The sequence below is a fragment of the Bradyrhizobium sp. U531 genome (assembly GCF_051710265.1).
Taxonomy (GTDB): Bacteria; Pseudomonadota; Alphaproteobacteria; order Rhizobiales; family Xanthobacteraceae; genus Bradyrhizobium.
Genome location: NZ_JASVEN010000001.1, coordinates 2,095,725 through 2,110,467, shown reverse-complemented (window position 1 = coordinate 2,110,467; position 14,743 = coordinate 2,095,725). Strand labels below are relative to the sequence as shown.

Annotated in this window: 13 protein-coding genes; 5 read left to right on the top strand and 8 right to left on the bottom strand. The window is 65.1% G+C overall.

Going from position 1 to position 14,743, the window contains the following annotated elements:
* Complete coding sequence (locus QRQ56_RS10410) at positions 1-288, bottom strand: acyl carrier protein (protein ID WP_007592476.1); 288 nt, start codon at positions 286-288, stop codon at positions 1-3.
* Positions 289-510: 222 nt separating this feature from the next.
* Positions 511-852: a hypothetical protein gene (locus tag QRQ56_RS10405; protein WP_438739552.1), complete on the bottom strand. Its 342-nt coding sequence runs from the start codon at positions 850-852 to the stop codon at positions 511-513.
* 340 nt (positions 853-1,192) lie between these two features.
* Between QRQ56_RS10405 and QRQ56_RS10400 the strand changes: the two genes are divergently transcribed.
* Positions 1,193-1,822 carry a ParB-like protein gene (locus QRQ56_RS10400; RefSeq protein WP_438739550.1) on the top strand — a complete coding sequence of 210 codons (630 nt, stop codon included), beginning with the start codon at positions 1,193-1,195 and terminating at the stop codon, positions 1,820-1,822.
* A gap of 33 nt (positions 1,823-1,855) precedes the next feature.
* On the opposite strand, the gene QRQ56_RS10395 is transcribed toward QRQ56_RS10400, so the two are convergent.
* The gene (locus QRQ56_RS10395) at positions 1,856-2,011 is read right to left on the bottom strand and encodes a hypothetical protein (protein WP_438739549.1); all 156 of its coding nucleotides are present in this window, start codon (positions 2,009-2,011) and stop codon (positions 1,856-1,858) included.
* 264 nt (positions 2,012-2,275) lie between these two features.
* Between QRQ56_RS10395 and QRQ56_RS10390 the strand changes: the two genes are divergently transcribed.
* Positions 2,276-2,419: a hypothetical protein gene (locus tag QRQ56_RS10390; protein WP_438739547.1), complete on the top strand. Its 144-nt coding sequence runs from the start codon at positions 2,276-2,278 to the stop codon at positions 2,417-2,419.
* A gap of 90 nt (positions 2,420-2,509) precedes the next feature.
* Here QRQ56_RS10390 and QRQ56_RS10385 read toward each other — a convergent pair whose 3' ends face one another.
* Positions 2,510-3,424, bottom strand: a complete 915-nt coding sequence (locus tag QRQ56_RS10385; protein ID WP_438739546.1) for a hypothetical protein — start codon at positions 3,422-3,424, stop codon at positions 2,510-2,512.
* Positions 3,425-3,847: 423 nt separating this feature from the next.
* Here QRQ56_RS10385 and QRQ56_RS10380 point away from each other — a divergent pair, with 423 nt between their 5' ends.
* On the top strand, positions 3,848-4,015 hold the full coding sequence (locus QRQ56_RS10380) for a hypothetical protein (RefSeq protein WP_438739545.1): 168 nt from the start codon (positions 3,848-3,850) through the stop codon (positions 4,013-4,015).
* The gene (locus QRQ56_RS10375; RefSeq protein ID WP_438739544.1) at positions 4,012-6,576 is read left to right on the top strand and encodes a cation-translocating P-type ATPase; all 2,565 of its coding nucleotides are present in this window, start codon (positions 4,012-4,014) and stop codon (positions 6,574-6,576) included. Before QRQ56_RS10380 ends, QRQ56_RS10375 begins: the two co-directional genes overlap by 4 nt.
* Here QRQ56_RS10375 and QRQ56_RS10370 read toward each other — a convergent pair.
* Complete coding sequence (locus tag QRQ56_RS10370; protein ID WP_438739543.1) at positions 6,573-7,076, bottom strand: MgtC/SapB family protein; 504 nt, start codon at positions 7,074-7,076, stop codon at positions 6,573-6,575. The genes QRQ56_RS10375 and QRQ56_RS10370 overlap by 4 nt on opposite strands.
* Before the next feature lie 251 nt (positions 7,077-7,327).
* Entirely contained in the window at positions 7,328-9,067 is a 1,740-nt protein-coding gene (locus QRQ56_RS10365; protein ID WP_438739541.1) for an ATP-binding protein, read from the bottom strand.
* A 437-nt stretch (positions 9,068-9,504) separates the two neighbouring features.
* Here QRQ56_RS10365 and QRQ56_RS10360 point away from each other — a divergent pair, with 437 nt between their 5' ends.
* Positions 9,505-10,473 (top strand): catechol 2,3-dioxygenase, encoded by a 969-nt coding sequence (locus QRQ56_RS10360; RefSeq protein WP_438739539.1) that lies wholly within the window; start codon positions 9,505-9,507, stop codon positions 10,471-10,473.
* Between the two features lie 209 nt (positions 10,474-10,682).
* On the opposite strand, the gene QRQ56_RS10355 is transcribed toward QRQ56_RS10360, so the two are convergent.
* Together QRQ56_RS10355 and QRQ56_RS10350 are read right to left on the bottom strand one after the other, a co-directional pair.
* The gene (locus tag QRQ56_RS10355) at positions 10,683-14,204 is read right to left on the bottom strand and encodes a molybdopterin cofactor-binding domain-containing protein (protein ID WP_438739537.1); all 3,522 of its coding nucleotides are present in this window, start codon (positions 14,202-14,204) and stop codon (positions 10,683-10,685) included.
* A complete protein-coding gene (locus tag QRQ56_RS10350; RefSeq protein WP_438739536.1) occupies positions 14,204-14,686 on the bottom strand; it encodes a (2Fe-2S)-binding protein in 483 nt (160 codons plus the stop codon). The genes QRQ56_RS10355 and QRQ56_RS10350 overlap by 1 nt, the downstream gene beginning before the upstream one ends.
* Positions 14,687-14,743: the final 57 nt, after the last annotated feature.

Genomic DNA, 14,743 nt, shown 5'->3' with positions numbered 1-14,743 from the left:
TTAGGCGCTTGCGCCCTTGGCGGCAACCAGTTCGTCGATGCGCGCGCACAGGTTCTTCAGCACGAAATACTGTTCGGTGGTCGCCTTGCCGTCGTTGACCTCCTGGGTCCACTTTTCCAGCGGCAGCTTGATGCCGAACTGCTTGTCGATCGCGAACGCGATGTCCAGGAAATCGAGGCTGTCGATGCCGAGATCGTCGATGGCATGGCTATCCGGCGTGATCGTGTCGCGCGGGATGTCGCAGGTTTCAGCGATGATCGTGGCGACCTGATCGAATGTGGAAGACATCACTAAGCCTTTGATATATTGCGGGTATTTGTCAGATTATCCAGAGTGGCACGGTGGGTGGGCATCGCGCCCCTGATGACGCCCTCAAACCCCCCTCTGGGCGGGTCGAAAGCCCGTATATCGGAGCGCCGCCCTGAGTTCAATGGAGCCGGGCGGCCGAGAAGACGGGGCTGGGGATGCCCGCCGGGACCCCATCCGCCGAGCCCGGGCGGCGGATCGGGTCTAGATGTGCGGCGTGGTGATCTTGGCGCAGTCGCGACGGCCCATCAGCACGCAATCCTGGGTCCGGCGCAGGTCGGCGATGCTGACCGCGAGCCAGATGCCGATCGCGGTGAGCGCGATGGTGAAGGCCAGCGCCGCGATATTGGCGAGCATGCGATGGCGGAAATCGTCCGGCTCGGCGCGCGGCTGCTCGTAGCGCGACAGGTCGAGTGGTTCGGGCGCCACCCGCAACGGCTGAACCGTGCCGGTGCCGCGGTGCACCGCAGGGGAAGGCGAGGTGCGCGGCCTGAACTGGAGCACCCGGTGCTCGTCGTCAGAGCTTATGGGCCGCTGGTTATTCATGAGGCGGGGATCACTCCGAAGCAGCGATTTTGAATAGCATAGGGGATGAACGTGTTGCAGAAAATCTTTTCAATGCTGGCGTGTATTCAGCGACTTGCACTATTTGTAAATGGGCCGGCGAGAGGCGATCGCGGAACCGGGCGGCTGCGACGTGGGTGGCAGGATGCGAGCGTTGCGCTGCAATAACGGCGCGGCAAGCGCGACAGACGTCCCGCCTGCAGCCCGCTCTACATCGGCTTGTGATCGCAGCATCGTTCCGAACCGTTTTGCCGCCGCGGGGCTCATGTCATAGTCAGGGAACCTGAGCCGTCATCTGTACCCATGCGAGGGGCCTTCGATCATGACCACGACCAACGCGCGCGAGCCGAGAGTGCATCCGGTTCCGATCCTGTCGCTCCGGCCGACGCAGATGACGGTCGGCATGCGCGAGGTCAAGGAGAAGCGCAAACGCTGGCGCGAGCACGACAAGAAGAAGCAGGCCGATCTGCTCGGCAAGCACATGATCCCGGTCGTCTTTGGCCCCGACGCCCGCTACTACGTGATCGACCACCATCACCTCGGCCGCGCGCTGCACGACGAAGGCGTCAAGGAGGTGCTGGTGACCGTCGTCGGCGATCTCCGCATGGTCGAGCGGGAGGCGTTCTGGGGCGTGATGGACAACAAGCGCTGGGTCTACCCTTACGACGTCAAGGGTGAGCGGCGCTCGTTCCGCGATCTGCCGAAGTCGGTCGCCGATCTCAAGGACGATCCGTACAGGAGCCTCGCCGGCGAATTGCGCCGCATGGGCGGCTTCGCCAAGGACACCACGCCGTTCTCGGAATTCCTGTGGGCCGATTTCCTGCGCAGAAAGGTCTCGCGCAAGGTGATCGAGGCCGATTTCGACAAGGCGATGGAAAAGGCGATGTCCGCGGCGAAGAGCAAGGACGCGGTCTATCTGCCCGGCTGGTGCGGTCCGGAGGATATTGATTAGGACGGCGGGACTCGTGTGCCGTCATGCCTAATATCAGTCGCGCAGGAAAATCCTGGCGCCGGGATAGGCGCGGCGGGCGTAAGTGACCACCAGCGCGCGGTCCTGGGTGTCCAGGAAGGGCGTTCGGATCTGGCACGATCCGACGATGAGGTGCCACAGGCCATTGAGCTTCTGGATCACGATCTTCATTTGAGTAGTCCTCGATGTCTCCACGTTCCAGCGGATGCTGCTCGCATTGCCTGGGATCGCAGCCGCGGCTGCAAAATTCCCGAAGCGATCCGCATTCCCCGGCAAAAACACGCCGATGACTATTAGTTGGTGATGGCCTGTGCCCAGATAAGCCGAATCCCATCACAGGCGCTTGAGCGAAATCAATTTCCGCAGCCATGAAACCGTCCTGAAACAGAGCCGTCCCAATTCTATGGGGTAGACGACCTCACACAGGAGGCGGACATGCGCCGTCTGGTTTTCGTAATTGCCTTGCTCGCTGTAGCTACGGCGGGAATCTCGGCATCGTTTGCCGCGGTTCACCACACCAAGTCGTTGACGTTCGCGGAGCGCTTTGCTCCGGCGCTGGACTTGATGGCGAAGCAGTAGCGGCAAAGCGACTTGCTGGTGCGGTTCGGCGGACGATGACTGGAGCGTCGGGCGCCGCGCTATTGCATGGCTGCGCGCGCGTCGATGGCTTCAACCGGCGGTGTCTCGGTCGATGCTCCGGAGCCGCACGAAGGCTGCCCAGGCCTGCGGATATTCTTTGTCCGCAGGAGCGATCGCAAGCAGCGCGCAGCGTGCTTGCTTGATCTCTTCCGACGATACGCGCTTCGCCGAAGCCTGCGATTGTCTTGACTGCTCCCAGCGGGCTTCGATCTCCTTGGCAAAGGCGAGCGCTTCAGCCGTCGTCCGCTCCTGCGTCGGTTTCGCCGGGCATTGGCCTGACGCGAGCGCGGGCCATGCGACCGGCGGCCGATCGGCCTGCCAGACGGATTCGCTCTCCGGTGCGGCCTTCGCCTCCGAGCCTGAGGGCCGCCCCGCCAGCGTCGGCGCCTGTCCTGTCCCGACTGGACCCGACGAGGGGCCTGATCCTGGCGCGACGGCTGTTGTTTGCGCAGCGAGTTGGCCGAGCTGTTGCTCCATCGTGCCGCCGCTGGATTGAGGGATGATCTTCGAGACCGCCTTGGCAACTGCCAGCGTGCCGGGTGCTATCGGCATTTGGTGTTCGGCAGTCCTGACATCGGTTGCGCTTGGGCACGATTTGTAGGGAGCGTGCTGGGATGTAATCCGGCCGTCGTCGTCGACCCGGGCGAAATCGGTGGCGACGGTGTATACGAACGCCGCATCGATGGCGTGACCGGCCTTGTCGTTCGCTTTCACGGCGCCGCATACATATCTCGCAGCGTCCGCCTCGACCGTTCGCAGGCCGCTGAAGTGAGCCGAGCTCGGCTCGATGAGCATGCGAGAGACCGCCGCGCGTGCCTTGCGATGCTCGGATTGAAACATGCTCCATATTTCATCGATGGCGTCGGGCTGGTAGTTCCAGGTGTACCCGATCCCGAAGAATGCCGCGCCGACGCACGTCGCGATGATGGAGGCTCGCAGGTTCACGAGATGGCGCCCTTTAGCAGGCACGACTCGTCCGCGCCTCCGCCCATGGTCTTGAGGGAAACTGTGAAGGTTGTGCCGAAGTGTTTGTGCTAGTTGGGGGCGAGGCTCTTAATAAATCGTGTGAGATTGTGAAATTGTCTGAGTTCCCGTAAAGCGGGAACTTTATTTCTCCGCCGACGTCATTTTCACATGCGGGTCACACGCCCGACATCTCCGGCCGTGCTGCTCGCGGACATGGTTTGAAGGCGCAAGGGGCGGCGGAATTTTCGGGTCAGCGACATTGCGTCCCAGAGGCGGCTTGATTTTTCGCAAACGGGTGCCGGTGCCGGCCGCTACTGTCCGCCTTGCATGATTGCCGAAGAGCGTTGCGCCACGATGTCGAAGTGCGGTGGGCTCCAGGTCATGCTGATCGGAGACATGGCCATGAGCATCATCTTTCGCATCCTCTTTGTCATCGCCGGCGCGATCACCGCGCTGTTCGTCGCGCGTGATGCCCTGAACTTCACCATCTTCCAGACCTTCGTCGCCGTGCTGCTTGCGACGGCCATTGTGGGCGTCGGAAGTCTCTGGAGCGTGCGGCGGAAGACGTGAGCAAGGAAGAACGCGGAAGGTCGGCCGGGCTCAGCGAAGCCGAGGCCCGGCTGCGGCTGCAACAGGACGGTTTCAACGAACTGCCTCGAGCCGAACGGCGCACGGCGCTGCGTATCGTGCTCGAGGTGCTGCGCGAGCCGATGCTCGCGCTGCTCCTGTGCGGCGGGCTGGTCTATCTGCTGCTCGGCGATCTCAGGGAGGCGTTGCTCCTGCTGGCCTTCGGCGCCATCTCCGTCACCATTACCATCGTGCAGGAGGCCCGCACCGAACGGGTGCTGGAGGCATTGCGGGAGCTGACCAGTCCGCGGGCGCTCGTGGTCAGGGATGGCGAGCGGCGGCGGATCGCGGGCCGCGAGGTCGTTCGCGGCGATCTTCTCGTTCTGGCCGAAGGCGACCGAATTCCGGCGGATGCGGTGCTCGTCAGCGCGCATGATTTGGCGGTCGACGAGTCGCTGCTGACCGGAGAGTCGGTCCCGGTGCGCAAGCAGGCCGCCACCACGTCGGTTGCCGACGCCGCTCCTGCCGAACATCGGCCCGGCGGCGATGATTTGCCGTTCGTCTATTCGGGCTCGCTGGTGGTGCGGGGCGAGGGCCTCGCCGAGGTCGAAGCCACGGGTCCGCGCAGCGAGATCGGCAAGATTGGACTGTCGCTGCACGGCTTGCAGGCGGAGCCGCCGCGACTGCAACAGCAGACGGCGCGGCTTGTGCGGCTGTGCTTTCTCGGCGGCGCTGCGATCAGTCTGGCCGCGGTGGTGCTTTACGGCACATTGCGCGGGGATTGGCTGCAGGCGCTGCTCGGCGGCATCGCGATCGGCATGTCGATGTTGCCCGAGGAGTTTGCCGTCGTCCTCACGGTGTTCATGGCTATGGGTGCCTGGCGCATCTCGAAGGCGCGCGTGCTGACGCGGCGCGCTGCCGCGATCGAGGTGCTGGGCTCCGCCACCGTGCTGTGCACCGACAAGACCGGCACGCTCACCCAGAACCGGATGTCGGTTGCGGAATTGAGGCTCCCTGACGGAACGAGTTCATACCGTGCCGGCTCGCCATCCGCGCTTGCCGGAGCAGAGTTCTTCGAGCTGGCACGCTGCAGCGTTCTGGCGAGCTCGCCCGAACCGTTCGATCCCATGGAGAAGGCCCTCCACGCGTTCGCGCAGGCGGGTCTGCCGGCGGAGGACGAAACCGCGGGCGCTCGGACCTTGATACGCACCTACGGTCTTCGCCCAGAACTGCTCGCGATGAGCCAGGTCTGGCGATCACCGCATCGCGAGGGCGTGCTCGTCGCGGCGAAAGGCGCGCCGGAAGCGATTGCTCGCCTTTGCAGGCTGGATAGTGGGGAGCAGGCGGCGATGCAGGACGCGGTCGCCGCGATGGCCAAGGATGGTCTTCGCGTGCTCGGCGTGGCCACCGCGAGCTGCGACGGCGAAGCTCTGCCGGCTTCGCAGGAAGGGTTCTCGTTTCGCTTCCTTGGTCTGGTCGGGCTGGCCGATCCGCTTCGTCCGCAGGTGACCGAAGCCGTGGCCGAATGCCGCTCGGCCGGCATTCGCGTCGTCATGATCACGGGCGACTATCCGGCGACGGCCATGGCCATCGCTCGGCAGGCCGGGCTCGACGCCAACGAGGTCGTGACCGGCGATCAGATCAAGCTCGCGGACGACACCGAGCTGGAGGCGCTCGTCAAGGACGTGAACGTCTTTGCGCGAATCCTGCCGGAGCAGAAGCTGCGGATCGTGCAGGCCATGAAGCGCAACGGCGAGATCACTGCGATGACCGGCGACGGCGTCAACGATGCGCCGTCCCTGAAGGCTGCCCATATCGGGATAGCCATGGGCGGCCGCGGCACCGATGTCGCCCGCGAGGCATCCTCGATCGTCCTGCTCGACGACGATTTCAGCTCCATCGTTGCATCCATCCGCCTGGGGCGCCGGATCTACGACAATCTCCGCAAGGCGATGGCCTTCATCTTCGCCGTGCACGTCCCGATCGCGGGACTTGCCCTGCTTCCCCTGGTGTTCGGGCTTCCCGTGATTCTCGGTCCCGTTCACATCGCGTTTCTGGAACTGATCATCGACCCCGTCTGCTCGCTCGTGTTCGAAGCCGAGCGGGAGGAGCGCGATGTCATGACGCGCCCGCCGCGGCGCGCGGACGCGGAGCTGTTCTCGTGGGCCCTGGTCGGCTGGAGCGTCCTCCAGGGTGCCATGGCATTTGCTTTGATCGCCGCGATCTTCGTCGTCGCGCTTCGCTCCGGCATTCCGCCCGCTGAGGCGCGCACGCTCGCTTTCATCGCACTCGTCACGTGCATCGTCGCGTTGGTGCTGGCCAACCGGTCCTTCAGCGCCTCGTTCCTGTCAGCCTTCTTCCGTCCGAACCCGGCACTGCTCTGGATCTTCGTGTTGATCGCATCGATTCTCGCAGCGGCTCTGTTCTGGCCGCCGGCGTCCGGCCTGTTTCGTTTCGGTCCGCTGCACCTGGACGATCTGATGCTCACGCTCGGCGCGGGATTGCTGCTGCTGACCGTGCTCGAGCTGTTGAAGCCGATATGGGCGCGGCGGCTGCGGTTCTAGCTGGGCTCGCGGGCATCGTTATTGGGCGAGGCTTCCGCATGATGCGGATCATCCTTGCCGCCAAGCATCCGATGCAGCCGGCGTTCGAGGCGGCGGCCGACCGTGAGCAGCAGGAAGGTGAAGGCGAGTGCGACCAGGACGATCCTCCATTGCCCGGCACCGCAGGCAATGCCGAGACAGGCAGCGAGAAAGGTGCACGCCGCGCTGGTCAGGCCACGGACGCGGAAGCGGTCGCTCTCGTGAACGATGACGCCGGCGCCGAGGAAGCCGATACCGGTCAGGATCCCCTGGATCACGCGGCTCGCTGCATCGCTGATCTTGCCGGGCTCGGTGAACTGGACCGCGAGCAGCACGACGGTCGCGGTGGAGAGCCCGACGATGCCGAGCGTCTTCAGCCCGATCGGCTTGCCGTGCAGGTCGCGGTTCAGGCCGATGGCGCTGCCGGCCAGCGTCGCGCTGCCGAGGCGTAGCAGGATTTCCGGCCAGTCGAGCTCAGTCATGTCTTGTCCGTCAATTCTTCGGCACGCGTGCGCAGGTCTGCCGTAATCAGCAGCGGCGGCAAAACATAGTCCAAGCTGGCAGGACGCTCCAGAGGCGTTGCAACATCCCGCGCCGGGAGCGCAGTGCAGTGCTTCTTCAGCGGTGCCTTGAACAGCCGGAGATCATATCCAGGAGGTGCCGTGATAGTGGTGTGGATACCGGCTCTGCGCGGCAGCGTTTCACGCTGCGGCGCGTCCTGGACACGAGAGCCTTACCGCAGCGGCTTCTTCAGGAGCGAGAAGCGGTCGGGATCCAGCCCCATCGACGGCTGCAGCATCGGGGCTTCGACGCTGGACATCGTCTTGGCGGGCGGGGCCGAGAACACCGGATCGTTCGGCACGTCACGCTGCGAGGTGGCACCGCGCCAGCGCTCGAGCACCGCGCCGACGAAATGCATGTCGTGGCCTGAGGTGACCGACGGCACGCTCGAGATGGTGGCCTCGCCGCGCGGCAATTGGTGCGGCGGCACCTCCTTGAAGCGCAGGCGCGTCGGCAGCGCGACGCCTTCGCCGAAGGCCAACACTTCGCGGGTGCCGAGCGAGGGCACGAAGGAGAGCAGGTTCGCGGCGGCATCGGACACCGCGGCGCGCAGCAGCGCCTGGTCGCGTTCGTTGGCGAGGCGCATCGTGAACAGCGTGTTGCACTGGGAGATGATGGTGGCGTCGAGCTCGGCCGGGCGTTGCGTGATGAGGCCGAGATAGACGCCGTATTTGCGGCCTTCCTTGGCGATGCGCGACACCGCCTTGCGGGTCGGGCCGAAGCCGATGTTGCGGTCGGCGGAGGCGTAGCGGTGCGCTTCCTCGCAGACGAACAGCATCGGCGAGACGCCGTCGCTCCACAGGCCGAAATCGAAGGCCATGCGGCACAGCACCGAAACGACGGAATCGATGACCTCGGCCGGGAAGCCGGCGAGCTGCATCACCGTCATTGGCTTGCCGTTGGCGGGCAGGCGGAACAAATGGCTGATCACCTCGGCCATGGTGTCGCCGCCGACATTGGCGTTGTCGAACATGAAGGCGTAGCGCGGATCGTTGCGCACGGCCTCGATGCGCGAAATCAGCTTGTGATAGATGATGCGCGAGGAACGGTTTTCCAGCTTGCCCATGCGCTCGTCGATCAGCGACATCAGGTCGACCAGGCGATAGGGCACCGGGGTGTCGACGGTGTAACCGATCTGCTTGGGATCGATGCGCTTCAGGCCGATGCGGTCGGCGTTCTGGTACTGGGTGTAGACGCCCTTGGCGAGCGGGATCACCTCGGCGAGGATGTCGAGCTCCTCGGGCACGCCGGCGCGCCCGCCGAACAGCACGTCGACGATTTCCTCGAAGTTGAACAGCCAGAACGGCAGCTTCAGGTTTCGCGGGTTCAGCACCAGCGCGCGGTCGCCGAAGCAGCGGCCATATTCGTTGTGCACGTCGAGCAGGAAGATGCGCAGGTTCGGCCGCGCTTTCAGGATCTCGTTGAGCAGCAGCGACACGCCGGTCGATTTACCGACGCCGGTCGATCCCAGCACGGCAAAGTGCTTGGACAGCATTTCCTCGATATCGACATAGGCGATGACCGAGCGGTCCTGCTGGAGGAAGCCGACATTGATCTGGTCCGAGCCGGTCGGCGCGTAGATGGTGCGCAGCTCCTGGCTGGTGATCAGGTCCACGGAGTCGCCGATGGTCGGATAATTGGTGACGCCGCGCTGAAATTTCGGCTTGTCGCTGGCGTTGAGGATCTCGCCGAGCAGGTCGACCGAGGCGACCGCGATGTAGTTGTCGCTGCTCGACAAATTCTCGCAGGAGACTTCGGTGATCATCGCAACGATGACCGAGCTGGAGCTGCGAATACTGACGAAGCGGCCGACGGTTGCCCGAACTTCCGAGATGGGCATCTGGCTTTCAGCCAGCAGCCCGACCCGGGCGAGCGATCCGCGAACCGAAATCACGCGTCCAAAGGATGTCACGATCAATGAACCTGGCAAGAGCAAGCGATTTGCCTCGACTATGCGGGGCCGTCGCTGGACAAACGGTTAAGCGGCAGGCGCGCCGGCTTCGTTAAATCCGCGACAATTCGGCCGGAGGGTTTGTTCCGATTGCATACTTATGGCTACAAACAGCAGGAAAATGCTGCAGTTTTGGGCCTTCGGCGCTGCGGGTGATTAAGGAATATTTTACCATCCGGCCACTCCACCCGCCGTTCGGGGGATGTCGGTCCTTGAGCCCAGCACGTTCGCGCCGGGAACGCTTGGTGTTTGATTTGTTGACGAGACCTAATCATTTGTACATTAGTACAAATGAACTGGTGGTCGTCGTGCCGCCACCGGGCCTGCGAGCGCGTTGCAGCTTTGCGCCCGATTGAGCGATCCGGTCCGCGGATCGCCAGCTCTGCCTGGAGGAAAGCATGCAGCCCGAACCGATCCTCGATCTCGCTCATCTCGGCCATATGGAGCTGCTGACGCCCAAGCCCGATGAGAGCCTGAAATTCTTCGTCGACGTCATGGGAATGACCGTCAGCGGGCAGAAGGGCGAGTCGGTCTATTTGCGCGGCTGGGACGATTACGAGCGCTATTCGCTGAAGCTGACGGCCTCGAAGACCTCAGGCATGGAGCACATGGCGCTGCGCGCGCGCAGCCAGCAGGCGCTGGAGCGCCGCGTCGCCGCGCTGAAGGGATCCGGCTTCGACATCGGCTGGATCGACGGCGACATGGGGCAGGGCCCGACATTCCGATGCCGCGACCCTGACGGACACATCGTCGAGCTCTATTACGAGACCGAATGGTATCAGGCGCCGCCGGAGCTGAAGCCCGCGCTGAAGAACCAGGCGCAGCGTTTCCCGGCGCGGGGCGTCAACGTCCGCCGCCTCGACCACCTCAATTGCCTCGCCGTCGACATCAAGGCCAACCGCGAGTTCTTCGAGAATTATCTCGGCTTGCGCCTCACCGAGCAGATCGTGCTCAACGACGGGCGGGAAGCTGCGATGTGGCTGACGATGTCGAACAAGAGCTACGACTTCGCCTATTCGCTCGACCATTCCGGCGTGCCCGGCCGCTTCCACCACGTCACCTACGCCCTCGACAGCCGCGAGGAGATTCTCCGCGCGGCCGACATCTTCCTTGAGAACGGCATCCACATCGAGACCGGGCCGCACAAGCACGCGATTCAGCAGACCTTCTTCCTCTATGTCTACGAGCCCGGCGGCAATCGCGTCGAAGTCGCCAACGCCGGTGCGCGCCTCATTCTCGCGCCGGACTGGAAGCCGATCGTGTGGACCGAAGAGGAGCGCAAGAAGGGCCAGGCCTGGGGCCTGAAGACGATCGAGTCCTTCCACACCCACGGCACGCCGCCGGTGGAAGCGAAGAAGCACGGGTGAGTTACAGCATATGAGCTTGGCGGGGCTGAGCAAGCGCCTCGTCCTTCGAGACGACCGCTTCGCGGTCTCCTCAGGATGAGGCTAAACGGAAGCTTTGCCTATCGAACTGTTGCCACTCACTCTGTCCTCATCCTGAGGGCCCGCCGCAGGCGGGCGTCTCGAAGGATGGCCGCGGGCAGGCTTCCAGCCCAGCCTTGCCTCGTATTAGCTCAGTGCGCCGATGATCGCACCCGCGCTATCGTTTCGCGCACGCCGCTCCATGCCGGCTTGTCCGGCGCAAACTGGCCGCGCAGGAAGCTGACGAGCTCTTCGACCTGCGCGTCGCTCATGCTGTTTCTGAACGCCGGCATGTAGCCGAGATCGCTCGACACGGGCTCGGCGATGCCGTGCAGGATCACCTGCACCAGATTGTCCGACGTCGCGCTGTGCAGATTGCTGTTGAGCGCGAGCGAGGGGCGGCTGCCGAACAGCGGCAGGCCGCCGACCTCGTGGCAGACCGCGCAGGCGCCTTGATAGAGCCGTGCGCCGCTGGATGAGGCGACGGTGACCTGCGTTGCGCTCTCCAGCGTCGCGGCCAGCGCGGGCGCATCGACCGCGGCGTCGTTGAACGAATTGAGGTAGACCGCCATCGCGCGGATGTCCTGATCGGGCAGGGCCTTGAGGTCCCTGACGACAGGCGCCATTGGGCCGGCCGCGACGCCGTGGTAACGCGAATGGCCGGTGCGCAAATAGGCGAACAGCTCGTCCTCGCTCCACGCGATCGGCGCGTGCGAGAGCGAGGTCAAGGGCGGTGCTTCCCAGCCCTCGGCGAAGCCGCCGGCAAGATACGCTTGTCGCTGCTCGGCGCCGAGCGCGTTGCGCGGGGAGTGGCAGCCGCTGCAATGGCCGAGGCTCTCGACCAGATAGGCGCCGCGATTCCATGCATCCGACTTTGCGGGATCGGGCTTGAACGCCGTCGCGTCGTGGAACAGCGCGTTCCAGCCGGCAAGAAGCGGACGCAGGTTGAACGGGAAGGCGAGCTCGTTCGCCGGCGTCGTGGCGCGCACGGCAGGCTGCGCCATCAGATAGGCGTAGAGCGCCTGCATATCGGCATCGCCAGTTTTGGCGAAGTGCGTGTAGGGGAAGGCCGGATAGAGCTGCCGTCCATCGCGGTGCAGGCCATCGCGCATTGCGCGTTCGAAGGCCGGATAGGACCAGGCGCCGATGCCGGTCTCGACATCGGGCGTGATATTGGTCGAGTAGATGGTGCCGAACGGCGATTCCAGCGCGCGGCCACCGGCATTGAGCACGCCATTGATGCTGGTGTGGCACTCCGCGCAATTGCCGAGCGCGGCGAGCTGCTGGCCGCGCGCGATCGTGGCTGCGGAATAGACCGATGCGTCGGGCCTTGCGATCGGCGCAATCGCGCGTGCCGGCAGCAGCGCCGCGCCGATGCCGATCGCGGCGGTGCACACGGCGGCAATCGTCGCGACAAGGCCGGCGCTTTTGGCGAACGGATTTTCCCAGATGCGAGATGGCCTTGGCGCAGCGGGCGCGGGCAGGGCTTGCGGCACCGGCGATGCATCGCCTTGCAGACCTTTCAGGATGCGTTCGGGCGTGAACGGCGGCTCGCGAAAGCGCACGCCGGTAGCATCGAAGATCGCATTCGCGATCGCCGCCGCGCTCGGGACGGACGCGGACTCACCGACGCCGAGCGGCGGCTGGTCCGGCCGCGGCAGCATCAGGACGTCGATCTTGGGCACGTCGGGGAAGGGAATGATCGGATAGGCGCCCCATTCGCGCGCGGCGACCGCGCCACGCTCGAACGAGACCTCCTCCATCAGCGCGCGACTGGTGGACTGGATGACGTTGCCGTGGATCTGATGGCGCACGCCGTCCGGATTGATCATCAATCCGGAATCCTGCCCGGCGACGACGCGGGTGACGCTGACATCGCCGGTGCTCTTGTTCACCGCGACGTCGGTGACCCAAGCCGACCAGGCCGCGCCGTAGCCGGGAAACTTGCTGTGGACGTAGAGCGCATAGGCAAAGCCGCGGCCATGCACGACCTCGCCATCCTTTTCCTCGCGGACCGGCCGCGGCGCCCAGCCTGCGCGCTCGGCAACCGCGTTGACGAGATCGACCGCGCGCTGGTCCTTCAGATAGCGCAGGCGATATTCGATGGGGTCGACGCGGGCTTCGGTGGCGGCCTCGTCGATGTAGGATTCGTGCGCAAAAGTATTCGGCAGCGCCGAGACGCCGCGGAACCAGGAGGCGCGCACGATCGGCGCCATGTCGTGGGCGACGACGCGCATGTGGTCGTAGTCGTAGGGCGGAATCGCGGTGCGATCGCCCATTTGCAGCACGGCGGGATCCGGCGCGATGCGACCTGTCAGCAGCAGCGCCAGCGTCGGCGCGGCGTTCGAGGGATAGCGGGTGGCGAGGTCGTAACCGGCAATACCGCCGGCGGCATCGAGCCCGCCATTGACGTCGATGAGCTGCGCGGTGCCCTTGGGCTCCCAGGCGTGCTCCTGCTCGCGCGTGAGCTGCACGCGCACGGGACGGCCGACGGCGCGCGACAGCAGCAATGCATCGGCGGTGACATCGTCGGCGCAGTTGCGGCCGTAGCAGCCGGCGGCCTCGAGGCGGATGACCTCGACCTCGCTCTCGGGCCGCTCGACCAGCAGCGCGAGATCGCTGCGCAGCACGTGCGGGTTCTGCGTTCCCGACCAGACGCGGATATTGCCGTCCTGGAAGTCGGCGACGGCGCAGGACGGGCCAATCGAGGCGTGCATCTGATACGGCCAGACGTAAGTGCGCTGCATCGGCCTGGCCGCGCCAGAGATCGCCGCGTCGACATCGCCTTTGTCGATCAGCGTGCGCGGGGTCGATGGATTGGCGCGCAGCGCGGTCTCGACGTCGGAAAGGTCGGTCAGATCAGGCGTCGGCTTCCAGCTCACCTTGAGCTGCTCCGCCGCGCGGATCGCGTTTTCCTCGCGCTCGGCGACGACACCGACGAAATCACCGATGCGCACCACGGCTTTGAGGCCGGGAATGTCGCGCACGGACGAATCATCGACCGCGATCAGGCTGGTGCCGACGAACGGGCCGGCATCGATGCCGGAATAGGGCGGCCGCACCACGCGGCCGTGCAGCATGCCGGGCACGCGCATGTCGTGGACGAAGGTCAATTCGCCCGTGGCCTTGGCCGGCAGGTCGACGCGCGGCATCGACTGGCCGACGATGGCATAGTCGCTGACCGCCTTCACGGTGACATCGTCGGCAAGCTCGAGACGGATCTCTTCGCCGCCGATCAGCTCGCCATAGCTGACGCTGCGGTTGTTGTGCCCGCGCACGAGGCCGTCCTCGATCCTGAGATCGGTCGCCGCCAGCTCCAGCCGCTCGGCCGCGCGCGCGATGAGGAACTGGCGCGCTTGCGCTGCCGCCTTGCGCAACGGGACGGCGGTGATCTGAATGGTTTCGCTGGCGATCGTCGCGCCCTGGTTCGGCACCACGGCGGTGTCGCCGAGCACGACGACGACGCGCGCAAAGGAGACGTCGAGTTCCTCGGCGACGATCTGGCCGAGCGCGGTGCGGATGCCGGTGCCGAGATCGACATGGCCGTTATAGGCGGTGACTGCGCCGTCCGCGGTGATGCGGACGAAGGTCTCGGTTGTGACCTCGTCCACGCTGCGGACCACGACGAGCGAACCGGATTGCCGCTCAGCTCCGATCGAAACAGGGGAGGCCATCAGTCAGCCGCCTCGGTGAGCTGGCCCGATGCGCGCATCACGGCGCGCAGGATTTCGACATGGGTGCCGCAGCGGCAGAGATTGTAGCGCAGCGCGGCGACCGCCTCCTGCTCGGTCGGCTGCGGGTTGATCGCGAGCAGCGCCTTGGTGGTCATGATCATGCCGTTGAGGCAATAGCCGCATTGCGCGGCCTGCTCGTCGATGAACGCCTGTTGCACCACGTCAGGCTTGTCGCGCGTGCCGAGCCCTTCGAGCGTCACGATGTCGCGGCCGGCGCAGCCGCCGATCGGAATCACGCAGGCGCGCGCCGCCGTGCCGTCGATCAGGACCGTGCAGGTGCCGCATTCGCCGAGGCCGCATCCGTATTTCGGGCCGTTGAGCGCGAGGTCGTTGCGCAACACGTAAAGCAGCGGCGTTTCGCTCGCCGCAGCGATCTCGTGGATCGCGCCGTTGACGGTGAGGCGGATCGGTGTTGGCGTCATTCTCGTCCCAAGCCCGCAAACAAATTGCTGCCAAATCTCGATCGCGACGATACCGTT